This window comes from Acetobacter fabarum, from assembly GCF_011516925.1.
Lineage (GTDB): Bacteria > Pseudomonadota > Alphaproteobacteria > Acetobacterales > Acetobacteraceae > Acetobacter > Acetobacter fabarum.
Genome location: NZ_WOTG01000010.1, coordinates 16,280 through 31,875 on the forward strand (window position 1 = coordinate 16,280; position 15,596 = coordinate 31,875).

The window sequence follows — 15,596 nt, forward strand, 5'->3', positions numbered from 1 at the left end:
AGCAGATCCAAGATACGGTGGGGCTCTTTGGGGTGCGTGCTGGTCTGGGTCGTGAAGTTGCCAAAGACCCGAGCATTATTCAGACACCAAGCCTATCCGATGAAGAACAGACTCTTTTTGCGGAGCCGCCAGAGGGCGATGTGGCGACCGGCCCGAATGCTGGTGATCGTTTCGTGCAGCAGGCTAGAAGGTTTATTAATGTCCAAGAGTTGCAGGTTGATCTTTTAGGCGGCCGCCGTGATTTCGATGATGCTTATGAGCTATTATCGAAAGAACTTTCCGAAGAGTTACTTGCGCGGCTCCATGGCGAGGTCCGTGCGCTTAAAGTCAGCATGACGCGAGAAGAAGCCGAAAAGCTTTATTCGCGCATTAAAGAGTTTATCAAGCGTGAACGCCGGGAACCCAATCTCAATTCCCCTAACGGCCGCGAGGTAAGGCTCGCAGAAGCCTTGGCATTCCTGCGTAAACTTTCGCGAGAGAAACGCGCTGCCATGGCGGGCGCAGATGTAGGAGAAGTTGATGTCTGAAATAATCGACTATTTCAACGATGAGCTTCTACTTACACCTGAGGAGAAACCGAAAACCGCACGAACGCCTCTTCTTGATCGTGCGATTGAGGTGCTTGAGCGTATTAACGCTTTCGTTGATGAGACTGGTGATGAGCCGGTCTCTGAGCCGGGGCGTAGTGTGCGAGAACGCATGCTTGCAAATGAGTTAGCTGGACTGCGGGCATCGAAGACAGAACTTGACGGGCTCGCATCCTACGATTCGCGCTACCTCGTGTTCGGTGGAACGAGTGTCGTCGATCCTCTCGATGATCCCCTGCTTTCCGGTAATATCGATATCTTCGAGGTCCGAGATGAACTGAAGCCAATGGCGCGGCCTGATTTCATCGCTGATCGACGACCATGCGCCGACTTCGACCGCTTCGAGCCGCTACTGGCGTCTGTTCGTAAAGCTGTTGAGGAAGGGATAAGAGCCCCTCAACCCTTTCGACAGGAACGTGTCGAATTGGGTGAGTTCTTCGTTCTGAAGGGGCAGCTCGTCCATGTTGCGGACATTCGCGACGAGCACCGCCGCAACGGTAAGCCTGATGCTCGTTTACGTGTCATTTTCGATAATGGGACGGAATCGAATCTGTTGATGTCATCACTGGTGCGGAGGCTTTACGAGGATAAAGACGCCCGAAGGATTGGTGCGACAGACGTTGGTCCTTTATTTGAGGGGGCTCGAACAGGCTTCGTATACGTCCTGCGTTCCCGATCGGACAAACCTGAAGTCCAAGGTTTGCTTAAGGTTGGGACCACAGCGGGAACAGTCGAGGATCGCATCGCTGGTGCTGAGACTCAATCAGCGTTCTTGTTTGCACCGGTGGAAATTTTGGAGTCCTACGAGTTAAGAGGGCATTCGGCAAAGGAAGCCGAACGCCGTATTCACCGAGCGCTTCGTGCCTACCACACGGCTTTAAAAGTGATAGGGCCGGATGGCAGGTCTTTCAGGGCGCTAGAGTGGTTTAGGGCGACGCCGCAACTGGTGGAGAAGGCCATTAATCTAGCGCTTTCTTGAAACATGCTCGGCTGCCGACACAGGAATAAATTTTCAGATGCGTAAGATTATAACTTCGGTCTCAATCTAAACACTGAGTGCGGATTATGCGTATTTTAGAAATGGTATTTTTCATGGTTTCTTGAATGAAGTATTTGTTATCTGATTGATTTATATGGAAAATTTTAATTTATCGATAATTGAGTGGGAATAATCCCGCGTCTGGCATAGGGTGGCATCACCCGGCATGAAAGTGCCTTAAAGCCCGCAGAAATGCGGGCTTTTTTTGTTTTTTTGCTCGGGCATTGTCCGGCACCGGACGGTATCGCCAAGCAGCAATTTTTTACGGCATAGTGCGTGGCACAGACCGAGTCTGATGCCATGATTAAAACCGATACCAAGTTGGGAAACTTGTAAGCGGCATGGAGCGATGCTGGCCAAGAGCCCGTTGATCAGTGAGTTATGAATCCATTTAATGTGGTTAATTTTTCACTCAGGCCGGAAATATCTACTGATTAATGATAAAAACGATAAGCGCATTTGGGGTGGATTTTAAGAGCTGATGTCTGCTGCGCTTATGTCGGCAATGGGGCGATAATGGAAGCTCGGCCTTATGTTTGCGTGTAATAAAAAGCAGCCTTTGAAATTGAAAAGGGATGTCTTGCTGTCGTTCGGCAGACTGTTTGCTATGATGGCACGATGAATCGCAAAAAGCCCACAAAGATTGCATTAACCAAGCCAATGCCCCTTTCCAGATGGCAGGAGTGGAAAAAAATATTTCCTCTGCTTGGTATCATCTTGCTTCTGTTTTCTGGCGCTGCATGCCTGAGAATATTTCTGACATCGCAGAAGCATACGCAAATAGGCGGGCCTTACACTCTGGTTAATGGTCAGGGGCAGATCGTCACTCAGGCGGCTTTTGAGGGGCATTATACGCTTCTGTATTTTGGCTATACGCACTGTGTAGACATCTGCCCGTTGACACTTGCGACTGTATCAGCCGCTCTTGATGAGCTTGGTAAGCGGGGAGAAAGCATTATTCCCGTGTTTATTTCAGTTGATCCCGAACGGGATACCCCTAAAGTTTTACAGGATTACGTTGAACGGTTTTCCCCTCGTATTGTTGGCCTGACTGGGTCGGAAACTCAGCTTCAGTCGGTTGTGAAGGCTTTTCATGTTTCCGCACGGCGTCAGGCCCCCAATGGTTCAGGCTATCTTATTGATCATAGTTCGCTTCTTTACTTCATGGATGGGCAAAACCATCTGGTCGGCATGATCCCCGTGGATGCCAGTGCCCACCAGATTGCAAGCGAACTCAGGCGGCTTTTACCGCCATCGTGATGTCAGGTCGGACGGAATTTCGCAAATATCCGGTTTGCAATGGCCAGAACAAGTAATGCGGCCCCCAGCTCTGGTAGAAGCAACCCTAGAGTGACGAGCATTACAATGCCGATAATTCCATATTGCTGAGAGTGCATGGCGGGCGGAGCACCCAGGGATCCCGCAGGTTTGCGTTTAAGCCACAATACAGTTGCAGCACTACTCATCGCCAGTAAGCCCATTGCCACCAACAGGTTGATGACCTGATTTATCCCTCCAAAAAGCTGGCCGTCATGTGCCGCAACGCCGTAGCCAATGATCCGATCCATAAGGCCTTTCTGGGCGAAGGTTGTATGTGCCAGCACATGGCCATCTGGTGTTACCGTCACACTTTCTCGCAAAGGTCGGTTTTGCGTGTCGGAACGCACAGTCCACATAGAACCAGATGGCGTAATGATGACCGGAGCGGGCAGGGAGAGAGTGCTCGCAGTCTGCACAACAGTATTCAGACAGCTTACCAAGTCCTCTTTGGGAAAAGAGGTGGAGACGGTTGGCATGTCCATACCGGGCATATCCATGCTGCCTGTTGCAGGCTGCTTCTGTGATTGCACGACCGGGTGCCCGGCAATGACCGTGGCGGCTGGAACCGCGCCGATTTCCCAGTCCTTGACAGAGGTCAGGCGACCAAACGTGTTTTCGACCGATTGCAGGGCATGCCCCCAGACAAAGGACCACGGTAGACCGGATACCAGAAACAGCACCAGAAACACTGATGCCCACACTCCAGTAACAGCATGGAGATCCCGCCACCGGGTTCGTCCCTTTGTGCCAAGGCGTGGATAAACAACGCCTGCCAGTCCCTTCTGACCGCGTGGCCACCAGAGCAGCAGGCCTGTCACAATGAGCACAATGGTCCATGATGCGACCATTTCCATAATGACAGAACCCACATTACCCAACAGCAACTGCCCATGCAGCCGGAAAACCAGCCGCTCAAATCTGCTTTCTTCCAGAACAGTTTTCACAACAGTGTGGGTGTTCCTGTCCACATAGACCCGCACGGCTTCTCCGTCTGGCCTGCTGACCAGAACACGTGCGGCACTTTGCGAAGTCCGCGGAAGTTCATAAGCCAGGAAAGCCCCCTGCGGCACTGCTGATAAAGCCGCCTGAACGTCACGTTTGGGAGAGGGCGACTGAACTGTGGGCAGATGGTCATATCGCCAGTCAATCCAGTCATCAATCTGAGGTTTGAAGAGATAAACCGCTCCGGTCAGAGAGAGAAAAGCCACAAAAGGCAGGCAGAACAGCCCTGCGAAGAAATGCCAGCGCCAGAGCGTGCGGCGGTCTGGCCAGAGAGTGGCAATGTGTATGGTCATGGCACTATCCCTCAAAACCTGATCCGCATGCCGCCAAAATACGCACGGGGCGAACCCGCGTAGATGGAGCCTGTGCTGTTCATGAGTGTCGTGGCACCGGCCTGCTGACCATTGGCCTGCAGTTTATCGCTGATGTTTGTAGCCCCTGCGATATAGGTCTGGTTGGCGACGTTCTGTACCTCAAAATACCAGTGCAAACGATGTGCCCAGCCAAACCGGGCGGGGGGATCATAATGTATTTCAAGATTAAGCAGCGCATACCCCGGCGCTTTCAGGCGATTGGCGTTATCTAGCCAATAAGAATCACGCCACGTGACTTCCGCGTATCCGCCCAGTCCCTCCAGTAAACCGTCAGGCTGGTCGTAAAGAAAGCGGGCATTAAGAAAATTGGGAATGACCCCGGGGATATAATGCCCTTTACGGCTGAAGCTGCGTGAGAGCGTGCTATTGGAAAGAACCTCGGTATAATTGGTATAAATCTGATTATCGTAGGTGTAGCTCAGTTTAACCCGACCGCCGGGAAGCATTTTGGGCAACGGTTTCCACTCCACACCCAGAACAACACCACGATGTTCGGACGCGGGTGCGTTAAAAGTGTAGGAGCCAACGGTGTTAACACCGGCAGACTGGCTGACCAGTTCGTTCTTATAAAACTCGTAAAAACCTGTTGCCTGAATGCTGATCGTCGAAGAGGGATGCCAGTCAGCGCCCAGATCAATGCCGACACTTGTCTGGCTTTTCAGTTGTGTATTGTTCCCGTATTCCCCCTGCGGGGTAATGAAAAGATTGGAAGAAGATGGCGTGCCATAGGCTGTGCCAACACGGGTATGAAGCGTCCAGTCTTTTGATGGCGTGTAAATTAACGCTCCTTCTGGTGCGAGATTGAAATAGAAACGATTGGCTGTGATGGCCCGCTGGGTACTGGCTGTGGCGGAGTAGCCATAAAGTATTTCGGTTGCACCAATGTCGGAATATGTGCCGCCAAGACCGGCGACGATGTGCCAGTCAGGCGCAAAATGCCAGTCTTCCTGAAAGCGCGCACCAAGATTCCATTGGCGCCCATAACTTTCCGAATTCATGGCCCCTCGTGTTGCACCGCCTAGGGGCATGATGTTGTAAGTCTGTGAACCAAAATCGAGATAATCAAAATTCACGCCAGCAAATGTTTCCAACGCTCTGCCAGCCAGTTGCGCATGGTTGGTTATGTCGCTGCTTACATTATAGGAATTATAAGGACCGACATACGCCATAGGTGACGTTGGTTGGTCGATATGGCGCTGATCGTATGTAAACTGGTTTCGCCAGATTGTGTGGCTGTTGAAATCATGCTCCCAGCGCAGGCCAACCACCGTGCGCCGGTCAAAGCGCCCCAGCCCTGCCTCTTCAGGGCTCATGGCAACCTTCGTGCCATAGCGGCCATTGACCAGCAGATTGACAGACGCACAACCGGCCACAGCACTGGACGCATTGGTGCACCCCTGCTGGTAAGGATTGGTCCGGTACTGGTTGAGTGACAATCTTGCTGGCAGAAAAGCATCGGTGACGTTGTTGACGAATTTCAGGATAAGACGATCCGATGACGTCAGATTGACACGAAGCCGCATATTTTCTGTCGAGGTATTATAACGGCTATTGGCAATGAAGCCGTTTCCACGCACATCGCTGCCAAAGATCATCAGATCGTAGTGTCTGTTGCCAAAGCCGAGGGTGGCATAATTGTTGAACATCCCGAAACTGCCGAAATCGGAGCCCAGTTCCAGCCCGGGAATATCTGCTCCCTTCCGGGTGCGGAAATTGATGGCGCCGTTGATGGCATAATTACCATACAGGGTTGAGGCAGGTCCCTCAAAAACATCGACACCCTGATAAGCATGGGGGTCGATCAGATCGGCCCGGGCTGTCCCATCTGGTTGAGTCATGGGGAACCCATCTTCCAGAACCTGAATATTTTTAAGTCCCCATGATTGACGATCTCCCGACCCACGAATGGAAATATTCGTATCGCGGGGGCCATTTCCCTGCGTAAAGCTGACGCCGGGAATGGTCACCACCATATCGGCAACGCTCTGGCCAACCTGGTTCGCGAAATTACTTCTGTCAGAACTATAAGTTGTCTGGCCTGCCGGACGCGTAAGGGCTGACGACCGGCTTAATCCCGTTACAAGAATCTGTTCGGTTTTGACGGGGTTTTTGTGGGTTTTGGGCACAGAAGGAGCATGTTGACTCAAAGGCGAGCGGGGCTTCTCTGCACCGATGGCAGCGAGCGGAGTGGCGGCCGAGAAAATGGCGGCAGCCGTAAGTGTCCCGTAAAACGGGAGTGAAAAACAAGACGTACGAAACATGTGAAGGAACCTGAATAGACAGCACAAAATGCTCACCTGCATGGTAGGTGAGCGGCTCTTTCAATTCAGATCAGGCAGGAGGTCCCTGCGGGCAGAGAGAAGTCCGTTTTGGTGTTGGCGGCCCCCGGATGGATGTGAACATCCATGACTGACGAATGACAGCAATACGCAAGTCCGCAAAAAGACAGAAAACGATGCTTACAATAAGCAGGTCCAATGCTTCGGACAGAAGAAAGCCGTCATCATCGGGGGTGGTCGAGTGATGGTTCTGTCCGTCTGGATCAGACGATGTGTTCTGAGCGTCGCAAAGAATGCTCAGCTTCGTAAAAGTTTTGAGGGGATCGTCGATCAGTGCTGTTGGGGAAGCAATTCCGCCAAATGTCAGGCGTGCAATCAGTGCAAGCAAAACGAGAGGCCAGAAGGCCAGCAGGTAAGCTGAACTGTGAGCACGTGGAGTCATGTCTCACCGTTACATCAAGTTCTTTCGGTTAACCAGTCCATATCGGTAGCGCGAACTCTACCTTTCGATGACGATAGCCCCGGTCTTTGAGCCGTATTGCATGTCCGCTCCCCCCCTAAACTGTCTATCTGTTCTGGGGTGTGGGGTTAGATAAAAAGCTGACATTCCATAAGGATATGCCCTATTTTTGCCCAAAAACGAGGTGCCGGTGGCGAGCTTTGCGTAAGGTTGAAAATGCCGGGCGTGAGTAACTGCTCAATTCTTCAGGGTTTGCGCAGGCAAATGAAGATGATGGAAAGCGAGAATGTTTTGGGGAGCCAGTCAAACGGATTTGTATGAATCTGGCTGATCCGCATGTTGTGGCGGATGGTTTGTGCCAGCCAGCGCCAGTCAAAGCCTTTGTGCCCCGTGCCGTGTGTTTCCACCTTATCCAGATTGAACAGTGCGGCATGCAGGGTTTCGGCCCATGTGTATTCCTTGTGCCGCATGTAGCCGGTGAGCAGGGAGCCAATGTTTTTGACCAGAATAACCGGCCCGACCTCGTTAGGGACCGAGCACATAAAGGCGACCGGCCGAGCAAGAGCGACCTGCTCTATAATGCGGACAACAAGATTTTCTGGAATATGCTCTAGGGTTTCCAGAGCAAGAATAACATCGGTATTCTGGAACTCGCCATAGTGGTCGGCAATGGAACCTGTGATGATTTTAAAGTTCGGATGGGCCGAATACCTTGCCCGTGCAATGCCGCTTAATGCCTCATCCTGATCTATGCCGATATATGTGATGTTGAAGCGGCTATTGAGGACCTGGAACGCTTTGGCATGTGCACAGCCTATGTCCACCACCCGTAAGGTGCGAGATGGAGCTTGGGCGGCCAGCTTGGTAAACAGGCGGATTAAATGCTTGTATCGGGTAGTATGCAGGTAAGAAACCAGCGGGTTGAAAGCCTGTTTTTTTTCATAACAGGTCAGGCCCTCATTGCCGGGTGGTGTGGATGAAGTGGGCTGTACCATAAAAATCTAGCTGTCATGCGATGGCGGGCGGTTGTGCCAATCTATGCAGACATCTGACAGCCACAAGGTAAGTGCTGAAACAAAAAGCCAGAGAAGGCCGGGGAAGATATTAAAATCCAGAATGACAACAATGCCGATACAAAACGCGGCAATGGAAATGCTCAGGTTAACAAGGCAGCAGAACACCGCAACAGGCCAGCTTTCGGGAAGACCAAGTTTTGTCATCAACACCTCACGCCAAAAACGGGGGCGTGCTCCTTGATAAGGGCCAGAAAACAGGCGTAACCCCGAGTGCTGGCAAAATCTGCCTCAAGAGCGGGCCTGAGCGGCCTCTCTCGGGGCAGGGGCATAATCTTACTGATCAAGCCAGGGAGCAACCGGCAGGTTTTTCTCCCGCAGGAAGGTCGGGTTGAACAGTTTGGATTCATATCGTGCGCCACCATCTGCCAGAATGGTCACAATTCTATGGCCCGGCCCAAGCCTGCGTGCGGTGCGTATGGCGGCCGCGACATTAATGCCCGATGACCCCCCAACAGACAGGCCTTCTTCCCCCAGCAGGCTGTAAATCACGTCCAGTGCTTCGGGGTCGGGAATACGCTCTGCATCGTCAATGGGAGCGCCTTCAAGGTTGCCGGTCACGCGGGACTGGCCAATGCCCTCGGTAATGGAAGACCCGGCTACGGACAGGTCGTTATTCTTGACCCAGCCGTACAGGCCGGAGCCTTCGGGGTCTGCCAGTACAATCTGCGGGGCCTTTACACCGTCGCGCCGGGCTGCATCGTGCAGGCCAAGGGCTATACCTGCCAGCGTGCCGCCCGTGCCGCATGCGCAGGTAAAGGCATCCACCTTGCCATCCATCTGCTGCCAGATTTCCTGCGCCGTGGTGGCGCGGTGGCCTTCGCGGTTGGCGGTGTTGTCAAACTGGTTGGCCCAGACCCAGCCGTTTTCTTCCGCCAGACGGCGGGAGACATGCACGTAATTGCCCGGGTCGCGGTAGGGTTTGGCGGGCACAAGGCGTAGGTCCGCGCCAATCATGCGCAAAAAGCCGATTTTTTCGCGGCTTTGTGTTTCAGGCATGACAATAACGCATTTATAGCCGCGGGCGTTGGCGACCAGTGTCAGGCCAATGCCGGTATTGCCCGCTGTGCCTTCCACCAGAGTGCCACCGGGCTTGAGCACGCCACGGCGTTCCGCATCATCAATAATGGCAAGGGCCGCGCGGTCCTTTACGGAGCCGCCGGGGTTCATGAACTCCGCCTTGCCGTAAATCTGACAACCCGTTGCTTCAGATGCCTTGCGCAGAAGGATAAGAGGGGTTCCACCTACCGCACCGGGCATGTCGGGCGAGAGTGAGGTCCAGCCTGGACGGGTGGTGGAGGGCGCTGCGCTTTCGGTCATCTGTATACCCTGCTTGCTATGATCAGGTTGGGCGATCGGGGCTGGTCTGCGTTGGGGAGTACCCCCTGCGGCCTACCGGCCTGCGTCCGGTTCTTCTTGTGCATCATATAGCACTTCCAAAACCGCACACCAAGGATAGCGTGGGTCGTAGCTCTGCCCGGTTGGGCTTGCCAGACGACCCTGCTCATCCGTGGGAACGTGGGTCAGGGCTACGGCATCATCAATATTACCGCCAATAATGCTGATCTGGCGGCCAAAAGGCGGGCCATTCTGGCCTGTGGCGACCACATAGCCGCAATGCGCGGGAAAGCCGTAGGACGTCGGCAGGCTTGCAAAACGGATGCTCTGCCTGCCACGCCCACGGGCCACACAGATCAGGTCGCCTGCCTTGGGGGTATAGGCGGCGGGGTCATGCGCACGCAGGATGGGGGACAACCCCGATGCCGCGGCGTTGATATAGGTGGAATGGTTGGGCGAGTAGGGGAAGCGGTCATTCGCCCCGGCAATACGCATAACGTAGGAGATAAATGCAGCCGACCATGCAAAAGAGCCGTCATGCACAAAGTCCGTCAACTGGCCATCGGCATTGTGTTTGCCGCTCCAGGAGGCTTCGGTCATGTTCGGGTCCATGCCAATCCACCAGTATTCGCCCACGCGCTGCCACAGGCCGGGCGCTCGCTCGGGCTTGATGGCGGCGACCTGTGGTTCGGGGCGCTGTTCGGGGTCATCGTCATTAACCGGGCTGCCAAACAGGCGCCATTCGCGCATGGCAATGGCTACGACATCCTGCGGATTAAAAGGCTCAAAATTGCGCGTGGCAAAGTCCGGCACATGGCTGTTTAAACCATAGCCGCCCGATACACTGCCGCCACGGGAGGACGTACCGCCCCCCGAAGAGGGCTGGGAGGTGCAGGCCGCCAGACACAAAGGTGCCAGAAGGGCCACAGTCAGCTTGCGTGGCATCTTGTCTCCATACCAGAACAGGGCCGTGTTCGGGGCCGGACGGAGTGGTTCCACCGCCTTGCAGAACAAAGCCCTGTTGTAAGGAATAGGCGTCCTTTATGGAGGGTGGAAGGGGGTTTATGCTCCTTTTGCTCCCCCCATGTGCTTTTTTGTCTGCTCAGGCCGGGGGTGTATCCACGGTAATGCTGGCAGTCTGGGCCTGCACGCAGCGTATGGCGTCTGCCGGGGCCAGTTCCACAACAAGGCCACGACCACCACCGTTGATGTAGAGCCTGTCCAGCTTGAGAATGCTCTCGTCAAACACAACAGGTACGGTTGTGCGTGCGCCAAAGGGGCTGATTCCCCCAACCTGAAAACCCGTGAGTGCTTCAGCTTTTTCAGCGCCAAGCATACGGGCGTTGCGACCGCCAAAAAGAGCGGCCACTTTTTTCAGGTCCATTTTCAGGTGAACAGGAATGGCAGTGCAGACAACCTGTTTTTTGTCGATTTCCACCATCAGGGTTTTAAAAACCTTTTGCTGGTCAATGCCTATGCCAGCCGCAGCATGCAGGCCGATCTTGCCTGGATCGGACACGTAATCATAATCATGCATGGTGTAGGGCACGGCATGGGCGGTCAGGAACAGTGTTGTCGGTGTTTGATCAGAGTTTGGCATAACAGGCGTTTTTTCCAATGTGATCCGGGGTTTCAGCCTCGTTCGGGAAAAAGGGAGAGCAGGCCGTCGGGTGTGGCCGCGCAGCAGCCTTTTTCTGTGATCAGGCCGGTAACAAGGCGGGCCGGAGTGACGTCAAACGCGGGGTTGGCGGCCTTGCTGCCGTCTGGAGTAATCTGCACCCGGTTGATCTGCCCGCTGTCATCCCGCCCGTGGATATGGGTAATTTCGGCTTCCGAGCGTTCTTCAATGGGGATTTCACGCATGCCATCGGCCACGCGCCAGTCTATGGTGGTGGAGGGCAGGGCAACCCAGAACGGCACATTGTTGTCCCGTGCGGCTAGAGCTTTCAGGTAGGTGCCAATCTTGTTGGCAACATCGGCATTGCGGGTGACGCGGTCGGTGCCAACAATAACCATATCAACCAGCCCGTGCTGCATCAGGTGGCCACCGGCATTGTCTGCAATAACGGTGTGGGGCACGCCGTGGCTGCCAAGTTCCCACGCCGTTAACGCAGCGCCTTGGTTGCGGGGGCGTGTTTCATCCACCCAGACATGCACGTTCAGTCCCTCGTCGTGTGCCATGTAAATGGGGGCGAGTGCCGTGCCCCAGTCCACTGTGGCAATCCAGCCGGCATTGCAATGTGTCAGAATGTTAATTCTGTCATTCTTGCCACGTTGCGCTGCCAGTGTGCGCAGCAGTTCCAGACCATGCAGGCCAATGGCCTCATTCTGGGCTGTATCTTCATCACAGATCCGGCCTGCTTCGGCATAAGCTGCATCGGCCCGTTGTGCTGGGGGCAGGGGGCGGAGGTGGTTCAGCATTCTTTCAATCGCCCAGGCCAGATTTATGGCCGTGGGGCGGGTGGCGGCCAGCATGGCGGCCTGCTGTTCCAGTGCGGTATCGGAGCTGTCCGTGCGCAGGGCCAGGGCCAGACCATAGGCCGCAACTGCGCCAATAAGTGGCGCGCCGCGGACCTGCATGGTTTTAATGGCGTGGGCAACCTGCTCGGGTGTAGTCAGCTGAAGAATATCCAGCGCAAAAGGCAGGCGGGTTTGGTCAAAAATATGCACGGACCAGCCGTCTTTTTCATTAACCCAAACGCTGCGGTAAGGTGTGCCGTTAATTTTCATGGCCAAGGTTCCTGATGGCGGAAGATAAAAATCGCTCGCTGATCATAGGGTTTGTTTGAGTATGTGGGCAATATCCTCATGTCATGACAGTTTTGCGAACAAGTGTAGAACATATAGTGTGTAATGGTTGAATCCAAACAGCCTATTCTTGAAAAGACGAGAGTATTTTTTTGCATTTCCGGTCATTTTTGTTATGTAGAGGGGGAAATGGGCGCGCTTTGCTGATACTGCGGAATGTGCCACGAACAGGTTTGTTTTTGTTTTTTGAAAAGAATGTTTTCTCTTCTTGATATTTTTAAAGAAGATGAAAAGGGAATGCTGGAATGAGTGAAACCAAAAAAGGTCGCAAGGCAGTTGCCGGTAAACGTGCCCCCGCCCGCGCCGCTGCTGTAACCACCCCCAAAAAGCGCGCGCCGCGTGCAAAAGTGGAAGTGGTAGAAGAAATTTTTGAAGTGGAAGCTCCCGCTCCCACCACGCGCAAGACCCGCCAGAGCGCCGCACCACGTAAAACGGCCAAAGTAGAAAAAGTGGCCAAGCCCGCAGCAGCCAGAAAAACCAGCAAGTCCACTGCAGCCGCCGCTCTGGCGGAAGCCCCGGCCAAGCCTGCCCGCCGTACAAAAACTGCCGCCGCCGCCGTTGTGGCCGAGGCTCCGGCCAAGGCAACCCGCAAGGCAAAAACTGCCAAGGCAGCGCCCCGTGCAACGCGTGCCAAGGTTGCGGCTGTGGCAGAAGTCGCACAGCCTGCACCAACCCGCGCGCGCAAGCCTGTCCGCAAGACTGTGGTGGAAGCACCGGCTCCCGCCAAACCAGCTGCCAAAGCAACGCGGAAACGGGCAGAAAAGGCCGAAGCCGCAGAGAGCGCAAAGAACCTGTCCGCAGTTGAAAAACTGCGCATTGTGCAGGAACGCCGCCGCCGCAAGCGCTATGAGCGTCTGGCAGCTGAAGCCGTGGCAGAAGCAGAAAAAGCCGCACCTGCACGCAAGCGCAAAGCAGCCACAACGCGGCGTCCCCGTGCCACAAAGGCATAAGGGTTAAGCAGCTTTACGGTGTGAGCCTGACCATACAGGTTGGTCAGGCTTGCATTGTTTGGCCGGGTTTTTGCTCCCTTTACCGCACTGGATTGCCCGGTAAACTGTGCAAAGACCCATTATTCCGGATAACCGTTTGGGTTATCCGGTTTTTTTATGCCTGGTTCTGAGCCTATGGAGCAGGCGGCAGATAAGCCTGCGCCAGCAAGCTGGATGCACGCAACTCCCCGACGAGCTGACCATTCCAGTTTTTAAGCGGGCGGCGCATGAAATGTGTTAAAACAGGTGCGTTCTCTATGCGAGCAAAACGGGCAATCAGGGCTGCTGCCGCAGTTTCTGCCGCGCGCACGCCGCCATCACGGCATTTTATGGCCATACCCAGCCCCTGTTCTGGTAGGGCGACAATCATCACGCCCTCAGCCCCCATTTTTGTCAGGACCTTCGGGGCCAGTTCGGTCATGATCCGCGTGTCAAACTGCCCGCTGCCTGCGATCATGAACGGGTTCTGGGCTATGGCGCTGCGCAGGCGTTGTGCGGCCAATGCCCGGTCGGGGGAAAGGCCAATGCCGCTGGCAAAGCGGGCATAACCCAGCGCCAGCGCAGACAGGGGGATAGCCCATGTGGGAATGGCGCATCCATCCACAGCCCTGTTGGCCGTGGTGTGGGGGGCTCCGGTCACCTCCTGCAGTGTTTGGGCAACTGTTTGCATTACGGGGTGTTCCGGGCGTGTGTAGTGTGCCACGTCCTGCCCGGTTGCGCAGGAGAGGCAGATAAAGCCCGCATGTTTGCCCGAACAGCAGTTATGGAGTGCGCAGGGTGCCTCGCCCGTCGCTGCCAGCCCGCGGGCGGCGGCTGTATCCAGCGGCCAGTGGGTACCACATTCGAGCACACCGTAATCCAGACCCGTGCGGGCAAGCATGTCTGTGGCAACAGCAATATGTTCAGGCTCCCCCTGATGGGAGGCACAGGCCAGTGCCAACGCTTTGTCCGGTAGGGCAAAGCGGTCTGCTGCACCTTCGGTCAGCAGGGGGAGTGATTGTAACGCCTTGACCGTGGAGCGTGGAAAAACAGGTGTTGTGCAGTCCCCGGCGGAAAAAACGGTTTTGCCGTGGGCATCCACCACAATAGCAGCGCCATAATGGCTGGATTCCACAATGCCGTTGCGGGTTGTCTGAGCAAGAAGGGCATCATCTGTCATAAAACTGGGCCTGTTGATCAAGAATGTTTAATTGCCGCTGAGAAGGTAGCATGGTGTGGCAAATTCTGCCGTATGGTCTGGCTCCAGCTCCAGAGCTTGCGCAACAAGGGAGCGTTTGAGCTTGAGCACAACAGGCATGCTATGGGCATCACACGCCGTGGTTTCTGCCGTTTTTGCCAGCCATGCGGCAATCCCGGCCCGCTCGGTCAGCATAAGAGGCGCGCGTCGGTTTAAGGGGAGGCCGGCGGCCATAAGGTGTTGCGCATGGTTTTGCGAAACAACCATGTATAAAAAACAGTCTTCACCAGCAGGCGGAAGCTTTTCCGGCGCAGGCACAAGGCTCAGGCGGATTTCGTCAGGCAGGAAGTGCGAGCGGGGGAGTGGGGGCAGGGGTAAGGCAAACAGGTCTGTCTGTTGCAGGTCCGGTGTTGTGGAAACTGTTTTGGGTCTGGCTGTTTTTTTACCCGCCCGAATGGGTTTGCGCACCTTGCCAGCAGGCAGGGTTGGCAGGTCTGGCTGAACAGGGCCGGTTGGGGCGGGGTGTTCCATCAGTTGGGGGCTGGGGCAGGCCCCTTCTGGCCGCGTGTGGCGGGGGCGCAATCCTCACACACACCTTCCACTTCGACCGATGCGCTTTGCATGGTAAAGTTTTTTTTGCCACAAATGCTTTTCAATACGTCCAGAACACGCGGGGCGTCGGCAATTTCGGTCACACCGCCACAGCTCCGGCAGATCAGGAATTGCGCGCTATGCAGGCAGGTTTCCGCCGGTCCATGAGAGTGGTCGTGGGGATGGTCATGCTGGAGGTGGGTGCATGGCACAAAGGCGGACAGGCGTTCAATGCGGTGAATAAGACCATGTTCGAGCAAAAAATCGAGCGCGCGGTAAACGGTAGGGGGGGCAGGTTTGCGGCCCGATGTTTTGAGCTGTTCAAGCAGGTCGTAGGCTCCAACCGGCGTTGTGGCAGTCAGGATCAGGCCCAGAACATCACGCCGTTGCGGGGTCATGCGTCCTCCCTGCCCGGCGCAGAGGTGAGCAGCGTGTTCAAGCTGGCGCTGAATACGGTCCGAAAAACCGTAGCCGTTATCTGCGGGGGAGGAGGCTGGTGTTCTGGTCTGCATGTTCATCATCCGTTCTCTCTTGTTTCTAGCCTAAACGAGCCAGAAGA

The 15,596-nt window shown here is 54.9% G+C and carries 16 protein-coding genes; 4 read left to right on the top strand and 12 right to left on the bottom strand.

What is annotated here, in order from left to right; all coding sequences use genetic code 11:
• Positions 1-32 precede the first annotated feature (32 nt).
• From GOB83_RS10945 to GOB83_RS10955, 3 genes are all read left to right on the top strand, one after another.
• Positions 33-527 (top strand): hypothetical protein, encoded by a 495-nt coding sequence (locus GOB83_RS10945; protein ID WP_165926074.1) that lies wholly within the window; start codon positions 33-35, stop codon positions 525-527.
• A complete protein-coding gene (locus GOB83_RS10950) occupies positions 520-1,566 on the top strand; it encodes a GIY-YIG nuclease family protein (protein ID WP_165926075.1) in 1,047 nt (348 codons plus the stop codon). Before GOB83_RS10945 ends, GOB83_RS10950 begins: the two co-directional genes overlap by 8 nt.
• Before the next feature lie 678 nt (positions 1,567-2,244).
• Positions 2,245-2,886 (top strand): SCO family protein, encoded by a 642-nt coding sequence (locus tag GOB83_RS10955; RefSeq protein ID WP_165926076.1) that lies wholly within the window; start codon positions 2,245-2,247, stop codon positions 2,884-2,886.
• Positions 2,887-2,888: 2 nt separating this feature from the next.
• Here GOB83_RS10955 and GOB83_RS10960 read toward each other — a convergent pair whose 3' ends face one another.
• The 9 genes from GOB83_RS10960 to mtnA all read right to left on the bottom strand — a co-directional run bounded on the left by GOB83_RS10960 (position 2,889) and on the right by mtnA (position 12,202).
• Complete coding sequence (locus tag GOB83_RS10960) at positions 2,889-4,241, bottom strand: PepSY-associated TM helix domain-containing protein (RefSeq protein ID WP_165926077.1); 1,353 nt, start codon at positions 4,239-4,241, stop codon at positions 2,889-2,891.
• Between the two features lie 11 nt (positions 4,242-4,252).
• Positions 4,253-6,583 carry a TonB-dependent receptor family protein gene (locus GOB83_RS10965; protein WP_194301378.1) on the bottom strand — a complete coding sequence of 777 codons (2,331 nt, stop codon included), beginning with the start codon at positions 6,581-6,583 and terminating at the stop codon, positions 4,253-4,255.
• Between the two features lie 70 nt (positions 6,584-6,653).
• Entirely contained in the window at positions 6,654-7,043 is a 390-nt protein-coding gene (locus GOB83_RS10970) for a hypothetical protein (RefSeq protein ID WP_165926078.1), read from the bottom strand.
• A 263-nt stretch (positions 7,044-7,306) separates the two neighbouring features.
• On the bottom strand, positions 7,307-8,056 hold the full coding sequence (locus GOB83_RS10975) for a class I SAM-dependent methyltransferase (protein WP_165926079.1): 750 nt from the start codon (positions 8,054-8,056) through the stop codon (positions 7,307-7,309).
• Between the two features lie 6 nt (positions 8,057-8,062).
• Complete coding sequence (locus tag GOB83_RS10980) at positions 8,063-8,281, bottom strand: hypothetical protein (protein WP_086646214.1); 219 nt, start codon at positions 8,279-8,281, stop codon at positions 8,063-8,065.
• Positions 8,282-8,410: 129 nt separating this feature from the next.
• Positions 8,411-9,454, bottom strand: coding sequence for a cysteine synthase A (locus GOB83_RS10985; RefSeq protein ID WP_086646213.1), 1,044 nt, complete (start codon positions 9,452-9,454; stop codon positions 8,411-8,413).
• Between the two features lie 72 nt (positions 9,455-9,526).
• Positions 9,527-10,417, bottom strand: a complete 891-nt coding sequence (locus GOB83_RS10990; protein ID WP_095349611.1) for a DUF2272 domain-containing protein — start codon at positions 10,415-10,417, stop codon at positions 9,527-9,529.
• Between the two features lie 157 nt (positions 10,418-10,574).
• The gene (locus tag GOB83_RS10995; RefSeq protein ID WP_095349552.1) at positions 10,575-11,072 is read right to left on the bottom strand and encodes an aminoacyl-tRNA deacylase; all 498 of its coding nucleotides are present in this window, start codon (positions 11,070-11,072) and stop codon (positions 10,575-10,577) included.
• 32 nt (positions 11,073-11,104) lie between these two features.
• A complete protein-coding gene (gene mtnA / locus GOB83_RS11000; protein ID WP_165926080.1) occupies positions 11,105-12,202 on the bottom strand; it encodes an S-methyl-5-thioribose-1-phosphate isomerase in 1,098 nt (365 codons plus the stop codon).
• Between the two features lie 323 nt (positions 12,203-12,525).
• Here mtnA and GOB83_RS11005 point away from each other — a divergent pair, with 323 nt between their 5' ends.
• Complete coding sequence (locus GOB83_RS11005; RefSeq protein WP_165926081.1) at positions 12,526-13,230, top strand: histone; 705 nt, start codon at positions 12,526-12,528, stop codon at positions 13,228-13,230.
• Positions 13,231-13,402: 172 nt separating this feature from the next.
• On the opposite strand, the gene GOB83_RS11010 is transcribed toward GOB83_RS11005, so the two are convergent.
• Genes GOB83_RS11010 through GOB83_RS11020 form a run of 3 tightly spaced genes read right to left on the bottom strand, consistent with a single transcriptional unit; the run spans position 13,403 to position 15,558 of the window.
• Positions 13,403-14,428, bottom strand: a complete 1,026-nt coding sequence (locus GOB83_RS11010) for an asparaginase (RefSeq protein WP_165926082.1) — start codon at positions 14,426-14,428, stop codon at positions 13,403-13,405.
• Between the two features lie 27 nt (positions 14,429-14,455).
• Positions 14,456-14,977: a hypothetical protein gene (locus GOB83_RS11015; protein WP_242005834.1), complete on the bottom strand. Its 522-nt coding sequence runs from the start codon at positions 14,975-14,977 to the stop codon at positions 14,456-14,458.
• Positions 14,977-15,558 carry a Fur family transcriptional regulator gene (locus GOB83_RS11020; protein WP_086646208.1) on the bottom strand — a complete coding sequence of 194 codons (582 nt, stop codon included), beginning with the start codon at positions 15,556-15,558 and terminating at the stop codon, positions 14,977-14,979. Before GOB83_RS11020 ends, GOB83_RS11015 begins: the two co-directional genes overlap by 1 nt.
• Positions 15,559-15,596 lie beyond the last annotated feature (38 nt).